Source organism: Pseudomonas sp. B23(2017), from assembly GCF_002113725.1.
Taxonomy (GTDB): Bacteria; Pseudomonadota; Gammaproteobacteria; order Pseudomonadales; family Pseudomonadaceae; genus Aquipseudomonas; species Aquipseudomonas putida_Z.
The window spans coordinates 14,356-32,557 of the sequence record NZ_NEJM01000008.1 but is presented as its reverse complement, the minus strand read 5'-3'; the positions used below and the strand labels follow the sequence as shown (position 1 = coordinate 32,557).

Sequence of the window (18,202 nt, the reverse complement as noted above, 5' to 3'; positions counted from 1 at the left end):
CACCACCGAGCGTCAGGGCATTTCATAGAAGTGCCAAGCGCATTATCATTATTAACGGCGATCACCAAGGACACTTCTATGGGACGCTTTTCAGAAACATTCAAAACAGGCTACAACAAAGAAGTCATCGAGAAAGCAAAACTAAAAAATGGCGACAACATAACAATTCATGCCTTCCATATAAACGCCAGTACTTTTTTGAGCTTAGAGAGCGACGGAATTACAGCCGCTCAGGATTCCCAGCGAAAATGCCCCAAACGTTTTGTTTTTGATGAATTCGCATTGGGCCCAGAGTATACGGAGCTTCTGAAGGGCATCGATGGCGTTGCCCCCGAAGTCATCACGCTCTATAGCAGCAACCCTGAATTTTACAAAAATTGTGAAGACGCTTACGACGAACTCGTATCGGAGATTATTGAAGCGGGAGCTTCAATAATAACAACTGCAGATCTCATGCCGTTCTCCCTCAACCACACACCCGTACTGATTGAACTTAAACACCCTGTCGAATACCTTGCCGAATACCCTGACAGCATCGAAACTTCCTGGGAGCATTATGCACACAGCAAATTTTCCGATCCTATTGTTCGAAAGCTGAAAAACTATAGCTTACTAGGTTATCTTGATAACAACGCCCCTTTCCTGTCAAGCGCACAATACATCACTGTATCGGGAGACAAAGTGCTCCGAGACGTAAAAACACAGCTAGCGGAACAATATTCCCTACTGAATTACTTTACTGCACCTGACAACGACATCGTCATATCTACTCAAGACATCCGTACAGTTTATTCGCTCGCTGGCGTAGAGAACTTCAAATCAGTAACGGAAGCGCGTACAACAAGAAAAAGCCTGATTGCTGCTTTGCTCGAGACTGGGGCAAAACCTGTTAGGTCTACTTCCAATCACGATGACTTGACCACTGAAACCGGACCAATATTGGTATTTCTGGACAACGATGCGGGCGAGATCAACAGCCACTATGGCTATTTCGGCCTTATCACTGCACATGACGTTTACTCAGGCAGTATTACTGTCAGTTGCAGCATCTCCTCCAGAAAAACCTATGACGCGTTGTGCCAGCAACACGCGTTAATTGAAAAATTTGCTGCACACGAAAGCGTGGAGATCGATGAGTCGGAAATCGCAGCCATCTACACCCTGGCCGACATCAAGTTCACTGCAGAGCCCGTGCCTTCAAACGCGCAGACAACTGAAGCGTTGTACCCGGCTGCACAATGGGGTCTTTCCGTCGGCGCATTAAATAACGGCATGTTGCCCAACATGACAGGCTTCGAGCACAGTGAGTTGGGCACAGGTGATTGCGTTTGGGCAAGCCCCTGCCATGTGCTGGCGGACCGGGACCTGCAGCTGGGCGAAAGCGTTCACGTCTGGGCCGTCGACCCCATCGACGGGCGCGTGCTGAAAACCGTCTCGCTGAAAGCGACCGAAGCCAACAAGGCCCGCGTGGCGTGGCCGGCTGCGTTGGTCAAGGCGATCCAGGCCGACCGCACGCTGGTCGAGGGTTCCGTGCTGCTCCAGGCCGGGCATCTCTCGGACGACGCCGAATTTACCGAAAACGCCGATGCCCCTACCTCGCAAACCTTCACGGTTTACAACAACATCGAGAAAAGCAAGGTCGATCGTTTGTGGGCATTTGATTCGCATTGCAAGCTACTCAGCAACCTTCCGTTCAAGGCCAATCAGGTCTGTGCTCTCCGGCTTCCAGATGCAGAGCCGCGTTCGGGAGAACGTGTTTGCATACAAGTACGCCACAGGACCAGCCAGCACCTGTACAAATCTCATTTTTACCAGCCCGAAGCGAACAGCACCCGCGGCAGCTGGAGCAAACAGCTGTGCGAATTCCTCAACCAGGACAGTCCGATGCTAAGGGCCGGCAAACTCCAGGACGATGGCATCAGCATCACGCCCGCGGAGCAGGGTAACCAGGTCTGGATACCGCAACTATCCGATCTCTCTGTTCAACTTGAATCCGTCAATTGGCTTGAGCACGCATCATTCACCGTGAACTCGGGCCTGGCCTTGGAAGACAAGGTGATCATTGCGGTACACGATCATGTAACGGGCGCGCCGCTGCCGGGATCGCCGTTCACGTTCTGCCCAAGTGTTGCAACACAAGCGCAGGACCAGTGGCCGAGCGCGTTGGCCCGCCAGTTGGCGGGCAGTCCCTTGGCACCCTACATCAAACTGGAGCAGGCAAGCAGCGGCGGCACGGCCCCTGCTTCGACATGGCGTTGCCTACGCGCAGCGGTGCCACTGCGCATCTGGATGAGCGAGCCCTTGGCGTCACCTGCCTGGTCAAGCCGCGCCGGCAAGGATATCGATGACGTGCTTGAAGCCTGCCTCGACGAAGACAGTTTCCAGTTGCTCATTGAGAGCCGCGACACGCGCACGGGATACCTCTGCCACGCTTCATCCATTACTTTGCCGGCGATGGAGTCTTCACTCGATCAGGCAGCAAAGCGGGCCAAGCTGGCCAAAACGCTTGAACAGCACCTGAAGAAAAACGGGGTTGTTTGGCTTGGACTCAGCATCGAATCCAATGTTTCCGGCACCTCCAAGAACCATTGGAAATTGTGCGAAGCAACTGATCTTCATTTACAAACGACACTGGAGAAAATAACTCCATCGCCCATTACGGCTAACAAGCACGGCACTCTCCCTTTGCCATTTTACATCGACAAACTCATTACAAATGGAGCAATCCAAGAACTTAATAATCACATTTTCAAGACCGGCACAGCCAAGCTGCAACCATACGAATATTACATAGACCCTATATATTATTCATACTTAAAAATCTTTCAGGAAGGACATGCCCCCCTTGACGCCATCGAAAAAATAGTCACAAAAAATCCGGCGCGAATCAATATACTCATTCCGCAAACCTCAAATACATTCGATGTAGACGTGCTACATCGTTTAAACGACCCTGGACGCCAGATAATAAAAGGGGATAGAGATACATCCTGGATGCCTATCAGCCCCATCCCTCAGAAAACTTCTGGTGCCGACTATTTTATTATGAAAGGGTACGAAAACTTCATTTACGGTGACGGCCTCTCCAATCACGAGTGCATTGAAGCTCTTGCGCCAGCCTTTCATAACAGAAAACTCATCAAAAAGACCCTCTCAGATGTAGCAACCACCCAAGGCCACTTCGCAACTATCGAGATCCGCACCGCCTCACCATGGGAGCAACTCTGCATTGCACTCGACACTCAGGCCACCGATAAAGGCTTTTCTCTGGTTTCATGCAGCCAAAATGACGGCGAACTCACACTCGATTTAAACTTCCCTTTCGAACCAGATGAAGAGAGCGCTACAGCAGGCATCTTGACCGGCATCGTATCGCCAAGTTCTCTTTGGAAGAAAATTCAAAGCTGCACCACAACGAGAGAAGTATTTGAAATACCTGCGCAGGACACACTGTGTGCCGATATGGCCAATACTCTAGCGTCCGAACTCTTTGCCTCTAGCGATTCGCAGCCCCATGGCGTCTCGCCCCAGACAGGCCTGTTCCACTTCCATCACACAATTGCAACGCTCTCCAGCCTCTCCGGCAACACGCCCGCGATCCCACTGGCGTTCAACTACTCGCCGTTACGTGCCAACGAAAGCGGCCTTGGCGATGGCTTTGCGTTCTCCGGCTTTTCTTCTTACGACAATCGTAACCGGCGCCTGGTACTGAGCAACGGCACCGTACATGAGCTCAGTATTGATGACATCAAGCAACTTATCAATGGCAAGTCGATAGTGCGCCTTGGCTATACACTCAAAGCAGGCCAAGGGACTACCGAAGAGTTGAGCGCTAGAGGTGGCACCCGAAAGGTCTATCACCTAAGTTCTTTCACGATCGAACTCCTCAACGGCCACGAGGAAGTACTCGGCCTCCCCCAAACTCGTGACAACTTGGAAAGTGGCGGGGCATATAAAGACAGCCTTAAAAGAAAGATCAAGAGGATTATTCAGCAAATCGATAATGCACTGACAGACCTTAAAAGCCCGTCAAAAGATGCAGCGCCGATATGGAGCATTCTCGGTGTTGTGCTTGCCGGCCCCATAGGTCTAGTAGCTGGTAAAAAAATCGATGATTACGAAAAAACCCGATGTATACATCTCTCTTCCGTTGTTGCGACCTTTATCAGCACCGCGTGGGGCGCCGATATGTTAGGGAAGGACCGGGAAAAACTCAAGAAGGTCATCGCGAGTGAAACAGAGCTGGACAAACTGAAAATCGAAATGATGCTGACACTCGCCGAAGTCGAGCGGAATGCCTTGGTCCTGGTGCCCCTGCAACTCAAGGCCGACAACCGAGCGCTGCAACTGGCCTGGCAAGGCGTGAAGGGCCATGTCCGCCTGAAAAGCATAAAGGACGGCGACAACGTTCTGCTCAAGGCCGAACATTCCGCCGAGCCGATGCTGGAGGGCAGCCAACAGAGCGTTTTCACCCTCTGGCCAGAGACTGATGAGAGCTGCTGTATCACCCTGGACATCAAGGACTGCCTGCTCAGGCGTTTGACTCGATCCAGCGGCTCCCAGACCGACAAGCCCGACCAGCGCCTGCACTTCCAGTACACCGTGTCGGAAACGCTAGACAATGTATTGTGCGGCATTGCCAAGGACGATGGTTCACGGGAAGTGGTCGCCTACGACTGGCGGGCTTTCGATTCATTACCTCGCGTCGAACTGCACACCCTCGTCCCCGGAGGCCAACAACCCAATACCCACCACGCCTGGGCCTGGGAGGGTGAAAAGCGGATCACCGCAGCCACCCGCTACGCGCACGCCCCTGTCGGCAGCGACCTGGAGCAGGTTCCATCCACCCGCTGGGAGTGGTCCCACAGCGCTGACGGTGCCACACAACTTGCGCGCCTGATCGAGAAGGTCCCCGGCGAGCAGCAGCGGATCACGCGCTATGTCTATCAGACCGACAACGGCGTGCCCGAGCCGCTGCGCCAGCCGCGGCAAACAGAGCAGCACATCACCGTCGAAGATCTCCGCGTCGCCGCCACTGCCGAGGAACAGCAGCCATGACCAGCACGGATCAGAACACCTCCAGCCCATCGCCCACCCTTCCAGCGACTTCGCTCACGGAAACCGCGCGTACCCGCTACCGCCCAGGCGGCCTGGAACCTATAGAGTTCATCACTGACGACGGCTTGCACACACGGCTCTGGTACTACGAAACCGGCGACCATCCACTGGATATCAGCGAACTGATTGCAGGGCTGACACTGGCCAAGGCCACCACCGGTACCAACGCCACGCAGGGCAGCACCGGCAGGACACTGGCCGATGCCTCCCAGCTCAGCTGCACCGAGCGCCCGGAGGCTGGTAAAGGCCTGCTGCCACTGTGCGCGCAATACCAGTACCTGCTGCTGCCCGACGGTACCCGCCAGGCCCCGGTACTGACCCTGTTCGGCTACGCCCTGAACCAGCGCGACGAGCACGGCACCCTGCTGCCCAACACCGTGCTGACCTTCGAAGGCTTCGAAGCCTTTGCCGACAGCGACACCCTGGCCTTGAAGGACGTGAAGCTGGCCAAACCGACTGCGCTGTCCGTCTCTCTGGTGCAGGCCAACTACCAGCACAAGGCCGGCGCGGTCCGCAGCAGCGAACGCATCGCCACCCAGTGGTACCAGAACGACAACGCTCGCAGCACCCAGACCGTGACCGAGGTGGTGACCACCGGCAAACAAGCCGCCACATACGAACTGCTGCGCACCACGCCCTACTCGACGGCAACGGCCATCCTGCAGCGCCAGATCGTGTCGGCGCGCACCGGCCGCCTGCTGCGTGAAACCCAGCAAGACAACGAGGGCAAGGCCATAGCGTTCACCTGCCATCGGTACGATAGCCTGGGCCGGGGCGTGGGCAGTGACACCTATGCGTTCGAAGAAAGTGCCTTTACTACCGGCGTGGTGACTACGCTAAGCCCCACCCACTCGCAATCCATCCACTACGCGCAAGACGGCAAGGGCAGGCTGGTCAGGAGTTGCGACGCCCAGAAGCGTCACCAGCAGTGCTATTACGATGGCCAGCAACGCCTCGTGCGCCGTGAGCTGCAACGCGTGCCAGGGCCTGACCACAGTGCCGACAACTATTGCGCGGTGGAGGAAACATACTGGGACAGCGATGGGCAAATGGCCGGCCAAGTGCTGTTCGACTACTTGCCGGGTGGACTGCGCATCGACAACGTCAAAGCACTGCCTCAGCAGAGCAAGGACTGGTTCTGGCAGGCCCACGGGCATGACCCGTTGATTACCGACGCAAACAAGAATGTGTCGTTGACCACCCGCTCCACCTTGGGGCTGATCTCGCAAGGCGCACTGACCACCCAACAATCCACCCAGCGCAACCTGCCGGACGGATCGGTCACCCTGACTCACGAGACCTGGAAAGGCCTGGAGAAACCTGTCGTCGGAGCTGCCATCACGACCACCCAGACCCTCAACCAGAAAGGCCAGTGCACCCAGGTGAGCGAGGATATCCCCGGCTATGCGAAGCAAGCCAGAACCTGGGATATCACCTACGACGGCCTGGGGCGCCCAGAGACGCTAACCCAACCGGACAAATCGATCATCGCCTGGGCCTATGAAGGCTTGAACGACGCCCCGACCCGCATGAGCGTGAAGAAGTCGGCGAAGGCGCCGGAGCGGGTACTGGCTAGCCGCACGTTCAAGGAGGGCGCCGTGTCGACGCTGGTCAGGGGCAGCGATACCCGCCAAACGCTGAGCGCCCGACCAGACGGTTACGTGAAGCCAGATGGCACCAGCCTTTACCATGCACGCAACGATGATGGGAGCCTGTCCTGGTATGCTCAAAAAGGCAGCGGCGCAGCGAGCAAGACGCCTTTGGTAACCTTCAAGCTGAGCCCCGTCACACAAGCCTTGCAGGCCGAACGCCCGGTGCACGGCGATCATCAAAGCCTGGTCACCAGCGAAACTTTGCAGCCGCTGCTGCTGGGCACCTGGCGCTTCAACCGGACGGTACACAAGCAACAGCAGCGCGATGAGGGTTCGGCCTCCCTGCGCGGCGTCCTGACCGGCACATGGAACAGCAACGGCCTGCCCCTGCAGGCCTGGGAGAATGCCCAAGGCTACCGCAGCCGGTTACGCCGCGGATCACTCGAATACCATTACACCTACACCGCACTGGGCCAGTTGGCCTGCCTCACGGTGCAGGACATGCGCAGCGGCCAGCACTTGCAGGTGCTGCACGACTACGATGCCTTTGGCCGCGAAACCACGCTCAGCTATTCACTGAACGGCCAGGAAAAGGTGCGCTACGAGCAAGCCTGGTCACCGGCCAGCCAGCTGCTAAGCAAGACGCTGTACCGTGACGGCAAGCGGGCAAGAACCGAGACATTCGTCTATTACACCAGCGTGACCGGTACCAGCGATGAATTGCAGCAATGGACGGTGAACGCAGTGGCAGGCGAGGAGGTCAAGGATGACGAAGGATATGCCATCGAGAAAGAGACTTACCAATACGACGAGCTGGGTAGCATGACCCAATGCTCGACCACGCGGAGCAACAAAGACACGCTGGTACGCAACTATGCCTACGAGGATGCGATGCATCCGACTCGGCGTACCGCGATGACCTGCACCTCGACCCTTGCCGGCAAGGCCAATACCCGCACGGTCACCCTGACGTACGACGCCAACGGCAACCTCGCGACCAACGAGCGGGAACAGTCCCTGGCATACACCGAGAGCGGCCGCCTGAGGTCAGTGACTGCCAAGGGTAGCACGACGCCGCTGACCTATTACGAGTATGACGAACATGACCGGTTGATTGCTCAGTGTGATGTCGTCAGGAAACAGCGGCGCATCCTCAACTATGGTGCCAATGGCCTGAGTGGGGAAACCTGGCTGGATGATGCAGGCGAGGTGCTCAAGCGCCTGACGCTGGATGACCAGGCAGGCCTTGCGGTTGCCTTGAACGATCAATGGCTGTTCGTGCTCGGCGACCCGCAGACCGGCGGGGGTGACGAATACCACTTCAAGGATGGCGCTTGGGTTCGCGATTCGGTCACGTTCACGCCCTGGGGCGTAACCGATCTGGCCACCCTCAACACTCAGTCTGTGGGCGTCGGTTACAACCGCCAGCGGGTGGATCGGGTGACAGGGGGGTTCCATCTGGGCGATGGGTACCGCTTCTACGACGCCCAGCACAAAGTATTCTGCCAGCCCGACGACTGGAGTCCCCTGGGTGCGGCCGGCCCGAATGACCGTGCCTACTGCCCGAAAGCCGATCCGGTCAACTTCGAGGACCCCAGTGGCCACATCATGCTCAACCGCCAGGCCCAGGCAGCCAGCCTGGCAAGGCTCGATACCATTCTTGCGGCGCTGACGCCCAGCACGGAGACGGCGCCGCCCCAGGCTGCCAGCGTCGGAGATTGGCTGTTGTTCGCTGGCCTGACGATTTTTGGCGCACTGATGATCATAGGTTCGGCGGGCACCCTCAGTGCGCCGGTGATCGCCGGCCTGATGATCGTCTATACAGCGGGTGCCGCCGTCACGGCGACGGGGATGGCATTGAGGCAGTCGAACCCGGAGTTGTCGCGGACGTTGGAACCTGTGGGGCAGGTGATGATGGCACTGGCCAGTGCGCCCGCGATAGGTTCACAGATGGCCGGGGTGGCGAAGGCGGTGATGTATGGATCGACGCTGGCGTATGCAGGTTTGACCATCGCGCAGGTGTCGGTGCAACAGAGCAATCCTGAGCTGGCAGAGAAGCTGGGATGGGCAGCGATGGCTGCAGGCCTGCTAGGCTTGGCTCATAGCGGAGCCAGATACCTGGGACGCGTACTTGGGAAATTGGGTTCAAACGCGTTGACCGCCTTACGCTCCCTGCGCCTTTCAATACATTCCAATAGCATGAGTAGAATATTAGGGCGCTCGCATAGCTGGATGTACACGCCGGGTGTTGTGGCTCGCCCTAGCCTTAACCAAAGACTAGGAGCATCCCTGATGAAAAAGCTGGGAATGCGCATGCCCCAAAGAGTCAACGGCAAGATTGGCTATCCTGCGGGGGGAACTGGAACCCCCCTACCCGGTGGCCCCAGCCAAGTTCCCCCTGTTTCACCTCCACCATCGAACGATTCATCTTGGCTCTCCAGTGCATTTACTACCGCCAGAAAATCACTCATGCCCGGCACTCAAAAACCGCTGGTGGAGGCGATCCCAAACCGTACTACGCTTGCCGAACACCTGATGAATGCCGACAGCAACAAACCTTTCAGCCAGGCAGTCAATATGGTGAACTCAAACCTGGCTTCCAACGGAGCTGCCGATATTTCGACAGCGAAGCTAGGACAGTACGTACGATTAACGCAGGACGTAGAGGCTGGAAAAATCAGTAACACTACAGCATTCTTTGAGTCGGCCACTGGATGGGTAGGCGATACGACTTCGTCGATCCCTGACCGGGTGGTCGGCGCGGTTTTCAACATGGGAGGTGCCGTGTTCTCAGGTGCACAAGAGGCTGATAACTTGAAGAAAGGACTCATTTTCAGAAGCCCTCCGAACTAGTGTTCATAGCTTTTCTTGTTCTGGCGCCTGTACCGGCCTCATCGCGGCGCTATCCGCGAAAGAGCCGGCACAGGTTCATCCAGCACCAGCACCTTTGACCTCATCGCAACCAACTGGAGGCGGGCATTCTGGAAACCATCAACCATTACCTGCGAGACAAGGTCCTGTCGTTGCGCCAGCGCACCATTGTCGGCGCCACCATCATCCACGCACCCAGTCGACCAAGAAGAAGGAAGGCAAACGTGATCCCGAGATGCATCAGACGAAGAAAGGTAACCAATATTTCTTTGACATGAAGGCGCATATCGGTGCAGAGGCCGAATCGGGTCTGGTGCACCATGTCCTCCCAATGCAGAAACTCATGAGGCAACATTCGCCAGGAGCATCCCGTTCGCACCACATAACAGCAAGCTTCCAAAAGCGTCCTCCGGGAGTGACGAGGCGGTCCGCCACGGCCTCCCGAGACTTCAAATAAGTCAGCAACCAGCGCCCACTCTGCGTCCGTCAGGCAACTGGGGTAACGCTGCTCCGGCAACTGACGTCGGTGCGCCTCGGTGTAACCATAAGATTTACGAGGCTTGGGTGTCTGAAAACTGCCTTTGGCTCGCTCCTTGACACGAACGATCCCGGCCAGCTTCAGCGCTTTTGCAAAGGTGTCGGGATGAGCGGTGATACCCGTTTCAGCATGAAATTCCTGCGCCAGTTCGGCTTGGCTGGAATATGGCTGTGCATGAGCGAGTCTGGTCAGCAGAGGGTAATGCTCCGCCGCGATTACAAGGCTAACTCCGTCTGCGCCTGATAGAACTTGGGGCTTTGGCGCAGCCCTTTACCGCCTAACCTGTCCCATGCCCTCTTCCGAACGAAGCCCAAGCGCATGGACACCAAGGACGCCAACGCCCACCCCCTCGACCGCATCGACGAAGCGATCATCGACATCCTGCGCCATGACGGCCGCATCACCTTCGAGAAGCTCTCCAGTCTCGTCCACCTCACCCCCCGCCCCTGCCTGGAGCGTGTACGCAAGCTGGAGCGCCGTGGCGTGATCCGCGGCTACGGGGCGATCATCGACCTGCCGGGGTGTCGCTGCTGGTGCTGGTCGCCCTGTCCAACCAAAGCGGGCGGGCCGCGCAGAAGGCCTTCGAAGCCACCCTGCGCAACTGCCTGGAAGTGCACGAGTGCCAGCTGATCAGCGGCCACTTCGACTACAGCCTGCGCCTGCGCTGCCGCGACATGGAACACTACCGGCTGCTCAGCGAAAGCTGGATGAACGACGACACCCTGCACATCGACAAGCTGGTCGCGCACCCGGTGCTGGCCGAGGTCAAGCCAATGGCTCGCTGACGCGCTATCAAGAGTCGCGCCATTACGCCGGGCGCGGACTCTACGAGGTCACCTGCATAATGCAAATAACCTTTGTGAATCATGGCGTTATCGAAAATATTGAAGTCGGCATGGCGCTTGGCAAGCTGATTGCAATGGTGCCCGAGGCACTGGCCAAAGCCTGATCTGATTCATGTGCGCACGCGGTTCGCCGCTGTGATTCACCTGCGAACGGCCGCACTGCGGCCCGATCAACCAGACGCACCGAATTAGAGCGAGGCTGGCTGGATTGCCCCACAACTGGTCAGACCGGTAAGGCCAAAAATCCTTGCAATGTCGGATTTTTCGCGCTTTCATGGCTTCGCGCTGAACAAACCGGTAAGACCACAATAATTAAGTCCTGCGCTCTTTCGCCCCGTGCGGCTACCGAAGCAAGGACACCGATCAGAGATCCCTCCCATGCTCAAATGGTGCTCGCGTTCGATCTTCCTTCAAGTCGTGCTCGGCCTTGCCCTCGGCATCGCCTGCGGTCTCAGCTTCCCCGACCTTTCCCTGCAACTCAAACCCCTTGGCGACGGCTTCATCAAGCTGATCAAGATGCTCATCGGCCTGATCGTGTTCTGCGTGGTGGTCAGCGGTATCTCGGGCGCCGGCGACCTGAAAAAGGTCGGTCGCATCGGCCTGAAGTCGGTGATCTACTTCGAAGTGCTGACCACCCTGGCGCTGGTGATCGGCCTGGTGTTCGCCTTCACCAGCGGCATCGGCAGCGGCGCCAACATCCACCTGGACCAACTGTCCAGCGCCGACGCCAGCAGCCTGGCCGAGCGCGGCCAGCACATCCACGGTGCCACGGCGTTCTTCATGGACCTGATCCCCACCTCGGTGATCGGCGCCTTCGCCGACAACAACATCCTCCAGGTGCTGCTGTTCTCGGTACTGTTCGGCAGCGCGCTGAACCTGGTGGGTGACTCGGCAGCCGGTATCTCGCGGCTGATCAACGAACTGAGCCACGTGATCTTCCGCATAATGGGCATGATCGTGCGCCTGGCACCGATCGGCGTGTTCGGTGCCATCGCCTTCACCACGAGCAAGTACGGCCTGGAATCGCTGCAACACCTGGGCGGGCTGGTGGCGCTGTTCTACCTGACCTGTGCCGGCTTCGTACTGATCGTGCTGGGCACGGTCATGCGCCTGTCGGGCCTGAAGCTGCTGCCACTGATCAAGTACCTGCGTGAAGAGCTGACCATCGTGCTGGGCACCGCCTCGTCCGATGCCGTACTGCCACAGATCATGCGCAAGCTCGAGCACCTGGGCATCGGCAGCTCCACCGTCGGCCTGGTGATCCCCACCGGCTATTCGTTCAACCTCGATGGTTTCTCCATCTACCTGACCCTGGCCATCGTGTTCATTGCCAACGCCACCGGCACGCCACTGGCAATGACCGACCTGCTGACCATCCTGCTGGTATCCCTGGTGACTTCCAAGGGCGCTCACGGCATCCCAGGCTCGGCGCTGGTGATCCTTGCCGCTACCCTGACCGCCGTGCCGGCGATCCCGGTGGTCGGCCTGGTACTGGTACTGGCGGTGGACTGGTTCATGGGCATCGGCCGGGCGCTGACCAACCTGATCGGCAACTGCGTGGCCACCGTGGCCATCGCCCGCTGGGAGAAGGACATCGACCTGGAACGCGCGCACAACGTGCTCGACGGCAAACCCGGCTTCGCCCCCACGCCACGCAAGCAGCCCAACCCCCATCAACAGGAATTCTGAACGAACGTGGCCGGCACTGATGCCGGCCCTTCCAGGAGCGAACCGTGATCAGCTCATCTACCGTCGTCAACTCAGTGGTGGAAAAACTGCGCCAGGCCCTCGCCCGAGGCCAATGGCGTACCGGCGACATGCTGCCAGGCCAGCGCGAGCTGGCCGAACAACTGGGTATCAGCCGCCCCAGCCTGCGCGAAGCGGTGACCGTGCTGGAAACCCTGGGCCTGGTGCGTTCGCTGCCGGGCAAGGGCGTGCTGGTGCTGGATGCCGATGCCGCCGCCCAGGAACCGGGCGTGGACACCAGCGCCGCAGCCAGCCTGGCCGACGTGCTGGAGCTGCGCTACACCCTCGAGCCCTTCATCGTCGGCCTGGTGGCGCAGTCGGCCAACAGCCAGGACATCGGCCAGCTGCGCCTGACCCTGATGGACATGCGCGAAGCGCTGGAGGCCGATGACAGCGAAGCCGGCGTCAGGGCCTACATCGCCTTCCATGAAGCGCTGTTCGCCCTGACCACCAACCCGATCTTCCAGAGCGTGGTGCAACAGACCGGCAATGCCCTAAAGCAGAGCGCCGACATGCTGCGCAATTCGCCAGAGCACCTGGCCGCGCGGCTGAAGGAAAACGAAGCGGTGGTGCGCGCCATACGTGAGCGCAGCAGCGCCCAGGCCAGTGCCCAGATGCGCCAGCACATCCTGGCCGAAGGGTTGCGCATGGGCATCCCGTTGAACATCCCGGACGAACACCCGCATCCATGACCCCAGGAGAGCGACCATGAACGCCGCCCCTCACTTGCCGGCCCTGCTCGCGGCCGGCGAAACCCGCCTGTCGGCCGAGCAGATCTACCCGCGGCTGTTCGATGCCATTCTCGAACAGCGCCTGCCACCTGGCAGCCTGTTGCCCGAACAGGCGCTGGGCCATGCCTTTGGCGTCAGCCGTACAGTGATCCGCCGCGTGCTCGGGCGCCTGTCCGACCAGCAGGTGGTGGTGCAGCGCCCCAGCCACACTGCGCATCTGGCCGCGCCCGACCCGGAGCAGGCACGCCAGGTGCTCAGCGCCCGGCGCCTGGCCGAAACCACGCTGATCACCCTGGCCGCGCAACGCGCCCGTCCGGTACAGATTCGCCAGTTGCGACAACTGGTGGAGCGCGAGCGCCAGCACCATGAGAACGGCGAGCGTTGTGCGGCGATCCGCCTGGGCGGCGAGTTTCACCTGAAACTGGCGCAGGTGGCCGCCAATGCGCCACTGGCACGGTTCCTCAACGGCCTGGTGCCGATGACCTCGCTGATCATCGCCCGCTACGAGTCGCCATGCTGCGACCACTGCGCGTGGCAGGAACATGCGGCGATCATCGATGCCGTGGAGCACGGCGATGCTGAGGCAGCGCTGGGACTGATGCACAAGCATCTCGACCGCCTGGAAGAAAAGCTCGACCTGGAATGACCCACGCTCTTTCTGGTGAACGCGGTCCCTGTGGGAGCGGCCTTGTGTCGCGAAAGGGCTGCGAAGCAGCCCCCGGATTTCGGTATTTCTGCTTCAACTGCCGGGGCCGCTTTGCGGCCCTTTCGCGACACAAGGCCGCTCCCACAATGACCGCGTTCACGCAGAAATCTGCGTTGATCCTGAACGGCCGATGGGCTGCACGGCAGCCCTTCACTCCCCACCCTATACTCCGAGAACCACCCCAGCCTCTATCAGGGAGGCGGTTGCGTGAGCACTCGAGTCCTCCTGCTGCTGTGCCTGCTGCTGGCCCTGGCCGGCTGCGCAGGCAAGCCCCCACCTGTCCCGCCACCACCGGTGGTGCTCACCCCCGCCGCCTGGCAACGCATCGACCAGGAACTGATCGAAGCCTCGGTCGGCGCCGCCAGCTCGGCCAACGACTATGCCCGGCGCTCCATGCGAGTGTGGAAAGAACAGGTGCAGCAGCGCACCGAAAGCGACTTCATCCCCTGGTTCACCGGCTACTGGACCCAGCAGTGGCTGACCCTCAAGGTGGCCTGGTACAAGATCGACAGCGGTGAAGGCCGGGAGCCGGCGGAAAAGCGCCTGGCGCTTTACCTGCAGGAGCAGTATCACAAGCGGGTGATCGAACCGGTGGCCGAGCAGATCAACCCCGAAGGCATCCGCGACCGTGCCAGCGAGCTGTACCTGCAACTGCTCGGCCAGCAGCTGCCGGCCATCATCAGCCGCTACAACGCGCCCCCCGAGCAGTTCAGCCAGCGCCTCAACCGCATTCCCGCAATCGCCCTGGGGCCGCCGGATGCGCGCAATGCCAGCCTGTACCAACTGCTACGGGCCAAGTCGCTGGCCCAGCAACCGGCCTGGCAAGCCATGCGCCAGCACCTGCACCAGCAGGCCAGCAAAGGCCCCGGGAAGACCGATGTCGGGCTGAACTCGGTGGCCAACCAGGCCAGCGAAAAGCTCGGCGCCACCCTGGCCCCGCGCGGCATCGCCAGTGCCGTGGCGTCGGCGGTGGGCAAGGTGGCGGGGGCGATGATTTCGATTGCGGCGGCCGGTTACGGGATGATGACCCATGACCGCGAACACCCGCAGATGGTCGAGCAGTTGCGGGTGATCCTCAACGTGGCGCTGAACCAGGAATGGCAGGAGCTGATGGAGAACCGCCAGAGCGGGGCCATGTCAGGGGTGTACTACCTGTCGGGGCAGGTCGAGGACAGCTTGCTGGCCAGTGCGCCGCGGCCGGCGGAACAACCGGTTGAGCAGCAGGTGAAGCAGCAGCAGGAGCCTTTGATCATTCGCCTGCCACCCTAGTGGTTGACTGTTCCGGCCTCTTCGCGGGTAAACCCGCTCCCACAGGGTCGCCCACTGCCTTCAAGGCCTGTGATATCCCTGTGGGAGCGGGTTTACCCGCGAAGAGGCCGCCACAGGTAACGCGTCAGATCGTAGCCAACGCAGAATTGGGCAAGCCAAAGATCCGGTCGAACGCCCAGTTGTAGGCAAAGGTGTAGCACGGCACCAGCACGATGAACGCCATATCCACCAGCAACGCCTCCAGCAATGTCATGTCCAGCCACCAGGCAATCAGCGGGATCAGGTACACCACCAGGGTCAGCTGGAAGCCGATGGCATGCGCCACCCGCCGTGCCACACTGCGCCCGCGCGTGGCCTGGCGACTCTCCCACCACTCGAACAGGGTGTTGTAGATCAGGTTCCAGAGCATGGCGATAGTGGTGATCATCACCGCCAGAGGCCCGGTATGCGATGCCTGGGTGTCCGACAGGTAGGCCAGCCCGAGGGTCGACATGCACAGCCCGATCAGTTCATAGAAAGTCACGTAGACCAGTTTGCGTTTGAGTCCCTGCACCCGGGGTTACCTCCAATGACAAAAGCGATGGGGCGCGATCATGCTTCATCATGCTTGACAGCAAAAGTCAGCAGCTGTCAGATCTACTGACAGGAGGCTGCCATGAACTTTTCCAGCGACAATATCCAGCTGTTTCTCGCCGTGCTCGACCGCGGTTCGTTTTCCGCCGCCGCGCGCGCCCTGCAGCGGGTGCCCTCGGCCGTGAGCATGGCCATCGGCAACCTCGAGGCCGAACTGGGCTACACCCTGTTCGAGCGCGGCCCGCGGGAAGTCCGCCCGACCGCCCAGGCCATGGCGCTGGAACCCCATGCCCGGCTGATCGCCGAGCAGTTGGGGCTGCTGCAGGTGCATGCCCTGGAGCTGTCCCAGGGGCTGGAGAGCAGCCTGACCCTGGCGGTGGTGCCGGACATCGACCACCGCCCGCTGCTGGCGGCCATCGCTCGCCTGGGTGAGCGGCACCCGCTGCTGGACATCGCCCTGCTCAGCGCCCCGCAGGAAGAGGCCGTGCACCTGCTGGACAGCGGCCGCGCCGACCTCTGCGTGGCCTTTGCCGGGCTGCAGGTCGATGCCCGGCGCGGCTTCCAGCACATCGGCATGGAGTCGCTGGTGGCCACCCTGTCGCCCGCCCATCCGGCCCTGCGCGAGGGGCGTGTCCACTACCTCGAAGACCTGACCCGGGTGCGCCAGATTCTGGTGCGCAGCCGTGACCTGCCGCTGGCCGACCCACGCCCGTTAATAGGCGCCACGCACTGGTCAACCGACAGCTTCGACCTCGCCCTGCAGATGGTGGAGGCCGGCCTGGGCTGGGGCGACTTGCCGCTGTCGCGGGTCGCGCCACTGCTGGCCAGCGGGCGCCTGGTGCGCCTGGATTTTCGCAACACCCGCAACGAGCTGCAGTTGCCGGTACACATCTTCTGGCGCAAGCAACAACCGTTGCAGCAGGCTGCACGCCTGTTGATCGAGCAGTTGTGTAACCAGTGAATGCCGTCCGTCGAAATGACCGTAAGAAATTTCTGTAAGCACTTCAATCTTTTACCCCGTGAGCCGATATCCCGAACGATAGGTTGCGCAATGCGTCATGAGCGCGCTGCGCCCTCCCCTCATTGGCCCAAGGTCTCGAAACATGAACCTGAAATTTCGCCACAAGATCCTGCTCAGCGCCTGCGGTGTCGTGGTCCTGGCATTTGCCCTGTTCACGCTCTACAACGACTACCTGCAACGCAACACCATTCGCCAGAACATCGAAGCTTCGGTGCAGCAGTCCGGCGCACTGACCGCCAGCAGCGTGCAGAACTGGATGAGCGGGCGCATCCTGGTCCTGGAAAACCTGGCCCAGGACATCGCCCAGCAAGGTGCCGGCGACACCCTGGCCGGGCTGATCGAGCAGCCGTCCTATACGCGCAATTTCCTGTTCACCTACCTGGGCCAGGCCAACGGTGTATTCACCCAGCGCCCCGATACACAGATGCCGGCCGGTTACGACCCACGTCAGCGCCCTTGGTACGGCGCCGCGGCCAGCGCCGGGCAGACCGTGCTGACTGCCCCGTACCAGGGTGCTGTCGGCGGCCTGATGGTCACCATCGCCACGCCGGTGAAAAGCAAGGGCAATGGCGAGCTGATCGGTGTGGTCGGCGGTGACGTCACCCTCGACACCCTGGTCGAGATCATCAACTCGGTCGATTTCGGCGGCATCGGCCACGCCTTCCTGGCCGACAGCAATGGCCAGGTGATCGTCAGCCCCGACAAAGACCAGGTGATGAAGAACCTCAAGGACATCTACCCCGGCAGCAACCTGCAAGTCGCCGCCGGCATGCAGGATGTCACCCTCAATGGCCAGGACCGCATCATCTCCTTCGCCCCGGTGGCCGGCCTGCCGTCGGCACAGTGGTACATCGGCCTGTCGATCGACAAGGACAAGGCCTACGCCGCGCTCAGCCAGTTCCGCACCTCGGCGATCATCGCCATGCTGATCGCCGTGGCGGCCATCGCCGGCCTGCTCGGCCTGCTGATCCCGGTGCTGATGAGCCCGCTGACCACCATGGGCCGCGCCATGCGCGACATCGCCGAGGGCGAAGGTGACCTCACCCGCCGCCTGACCGTGCAGAACAAGGACGAGTTCGGCGAACTGGCCACTTCGTTCAACCGCTTCGTCGAGCGCATCCATGCCTCGATCAGCGAAGTGTCCTCGGCAACCCGCCTGGTGCACGACCTGTCGGAAAAGGTGGTCAATGCC

8 protein-coding genes and 4 pseudogenes are annotated in these 18,202 nt (G+C 60.1%); 10 read left to right on the top strand and 2 right to left on the bottom strand.

Annotated features, from left to right (window positions below; genetic code table 11):
* Positions 1-78 precede the first annotated feature (78 nt).
* The 3 genes and pseudogenes from CAG46_RS14545 to CAG46_RS14535 all read left to right on the top strand — a co-directional run.
* Positions 79-5,058 (top strand): hypothetical protein, encoded by a 4,980-nt coding sequence (locus CAG46_RS14545; protein ID WP_085617496.1) that lies wholly within the window; start codon positions 79-81, stop codon positions 5,056-5,058.
* Positions 5,055-9,563 carry an RHS repeat-associated core domain-containing protein gene (locus CAG46_RS14540; protein WP_085617494.1) on the top strand — a complete coding sequence of 1,503 codons (4,509 nt, stop codon included), beginning with the start codon at positions 5,055-5,057 and terminating at the stop codon, positions 9,561-9,563. Before CAG46_RS14545 ends, CAG46_RS14540 begins: the two co-directional genes overlap by 4 nt.
* A gap of 104 nt (positions 9,564-9,667) precedes the next feature.
* A pseudogene (locus tag CAG46_RS14535) lies at positions 9,668-9,909 on the top strand (IS5/IS1182 family transposase); the annotation flags it as partial.
* On the opposite strand, the pseudogene CAG46_RS14530 reads toward CAG46_RS14535, so the two are convergent.
* Positions 9,901-10,335 (bottom strand): annotated as a pseudogene (locus tag CAG46_RS14530) (transposase); the annotation flags it as partial. The pseudogenes CAG46_RS14535 and CAG46_RS14530 overlap by 9 nt on opposite strands.
* 102 nt (positions 10,336-10,437) lie before the next feature.
* Between CAG46_RS14530 and CAG46_RS14525 the strand changes: the two are divergent.
* The 5 genes and pseudogenes from CAG46_RS14525 to CAG46_RS14505 all read left to right on the top strand — a co-directional run bounded on the left by CAG46_RS14525 (position 10,438) and on the right by CAG46_RS14505 (position 15,416).
* Positions 10,438-10,904, top strand: a pseudogene (locus CAG46_RS14525) (Lrp/AsnC family transcriptional regulator).
* A gap of 438 nt (positions 10,905-11,342) precedes the next feature.
* Complete coding sequence (locus tag CAG46_RS14520; protein WP_003260726.1) at positions 11,343-12,653, top strand: C4-dicarboxylate transporter DctA; 1,311 nt, start codon at positions 11,343-11,345, stop codon at positions 12,651-12,653.
* Positions 12,654-12,697: 44 nt separating this feature from the next.
* Complete coding sequence (locus CAG46_RS14515; protein ID WP_025338408.1) at positions 12,698-13,402, top strand: FadR/GntR family transcriptional regulator; 705 nt, start codon at positions 12,698-12,700, stop codon at positions 13,400-13,402.
* Positions 13,403-13,418: 16 nt separating this feature from the next.
* On the top strand, positions 13,419-14,087 hold the full coding sequence (locus CAG46_RS14510; protein WP_025338407.1) for a GntR family transcriptional regulator: 669 nt from the start codon (positions 13,419-13,421) through the stop codon (positions 14,085-14,087).
* A 267-nt stretch (positions 14,088-14,354) separates the two neighbouring features.
* Positions 14,355-15,416 (top strand): hypothetical protein, encoded by a 1,062-nt coding sequence (locus tag CAG46_RS14505; protein WP_025338406.1) that lies wholly within the window; start codon positions 14,355-14,357, stop codon positions 15,414-15,416.
* A gap of 124 nt (positions 15,417-15,540) precedes the next feature.
* On the opposite strand, the gene CAG46_RS14495 is transcribed toward CAG46_RS14505, so the two are convergent.
* On the bottom strand, positions 15,541-15,969 hold the full coding sequence (locus CAG46_RS14495) for a PACE efflux transporter (protein ID WP_085617490.1): 429 nt from the start codon (positions 15,967-15,969) through the stop codon (positions 15,541-15,543).
* Positions 15,970-16,071: 102 nt separating this feature from the next.
* On the opposite strand from CAG46_RS14495, the gene CAG46_RS14490 reads away from it, so the two are divergent.
* On the top strand, positions 16,072-16,950 hold the full coding sequence (locus CAG46_RS14490; RefSeq protein WP_085617488.1) for a LysR family transcriptional regulator: 879 nt from the start codon (positions 16,072-16,074) through the stop codon (positions 16,948-16,950).
* Positions 16,951-17,047: 97 nt separating this feature from the next.
* Positions 17,048-18,124, top strand: a pseudogene (gene mcpA, locus CAG46_RS29345) (methyl-accepting chemotaxis protein McpA); the annotation flags it as partial.
* Positions 18,125-18,202: the final 78 nt, after the last annotated feature.

Bases quoted from the DNA above. Each gene is read 5' to 3' on its own strand.
- CAG46_RS14545 (WP_085617496.1), top strand. From the start codon at position 79: ATGGGACGCTTTTCAGAAACATTCAAAACAGGCTACAACAAAGAAGTC.
- CAG46_RS14540 (WP_085617494.1), top strand. From the start codon at position 5,055: ATGACCAGCACGGATCAGAACACCTCCAGCCCATCGCCCACCCTTCCA.
- CAG46_RS14520 (WP_003260726.1), top strand. From the start codon at position 11,343: ATGCTCAAATGGTGCTCGCGTTCGATCTTCCTTCAAGTCGTGCTCGGC.
- CAG46_RS14510 (WP_025338407.1), top strand. From the start codon at position 13,419: ATGAACGCCGCCCCTCACTTGCCGGCCCTGCTCGCGGCCGGCGAAACC.
- CAG46_RS14490 (WP_085617488.1), top strand. From the start codon at position 16,072: ATGAACTTTTCCAGCGACAATATCCAGCTGTTTCTCGCCGTGCTCGAC.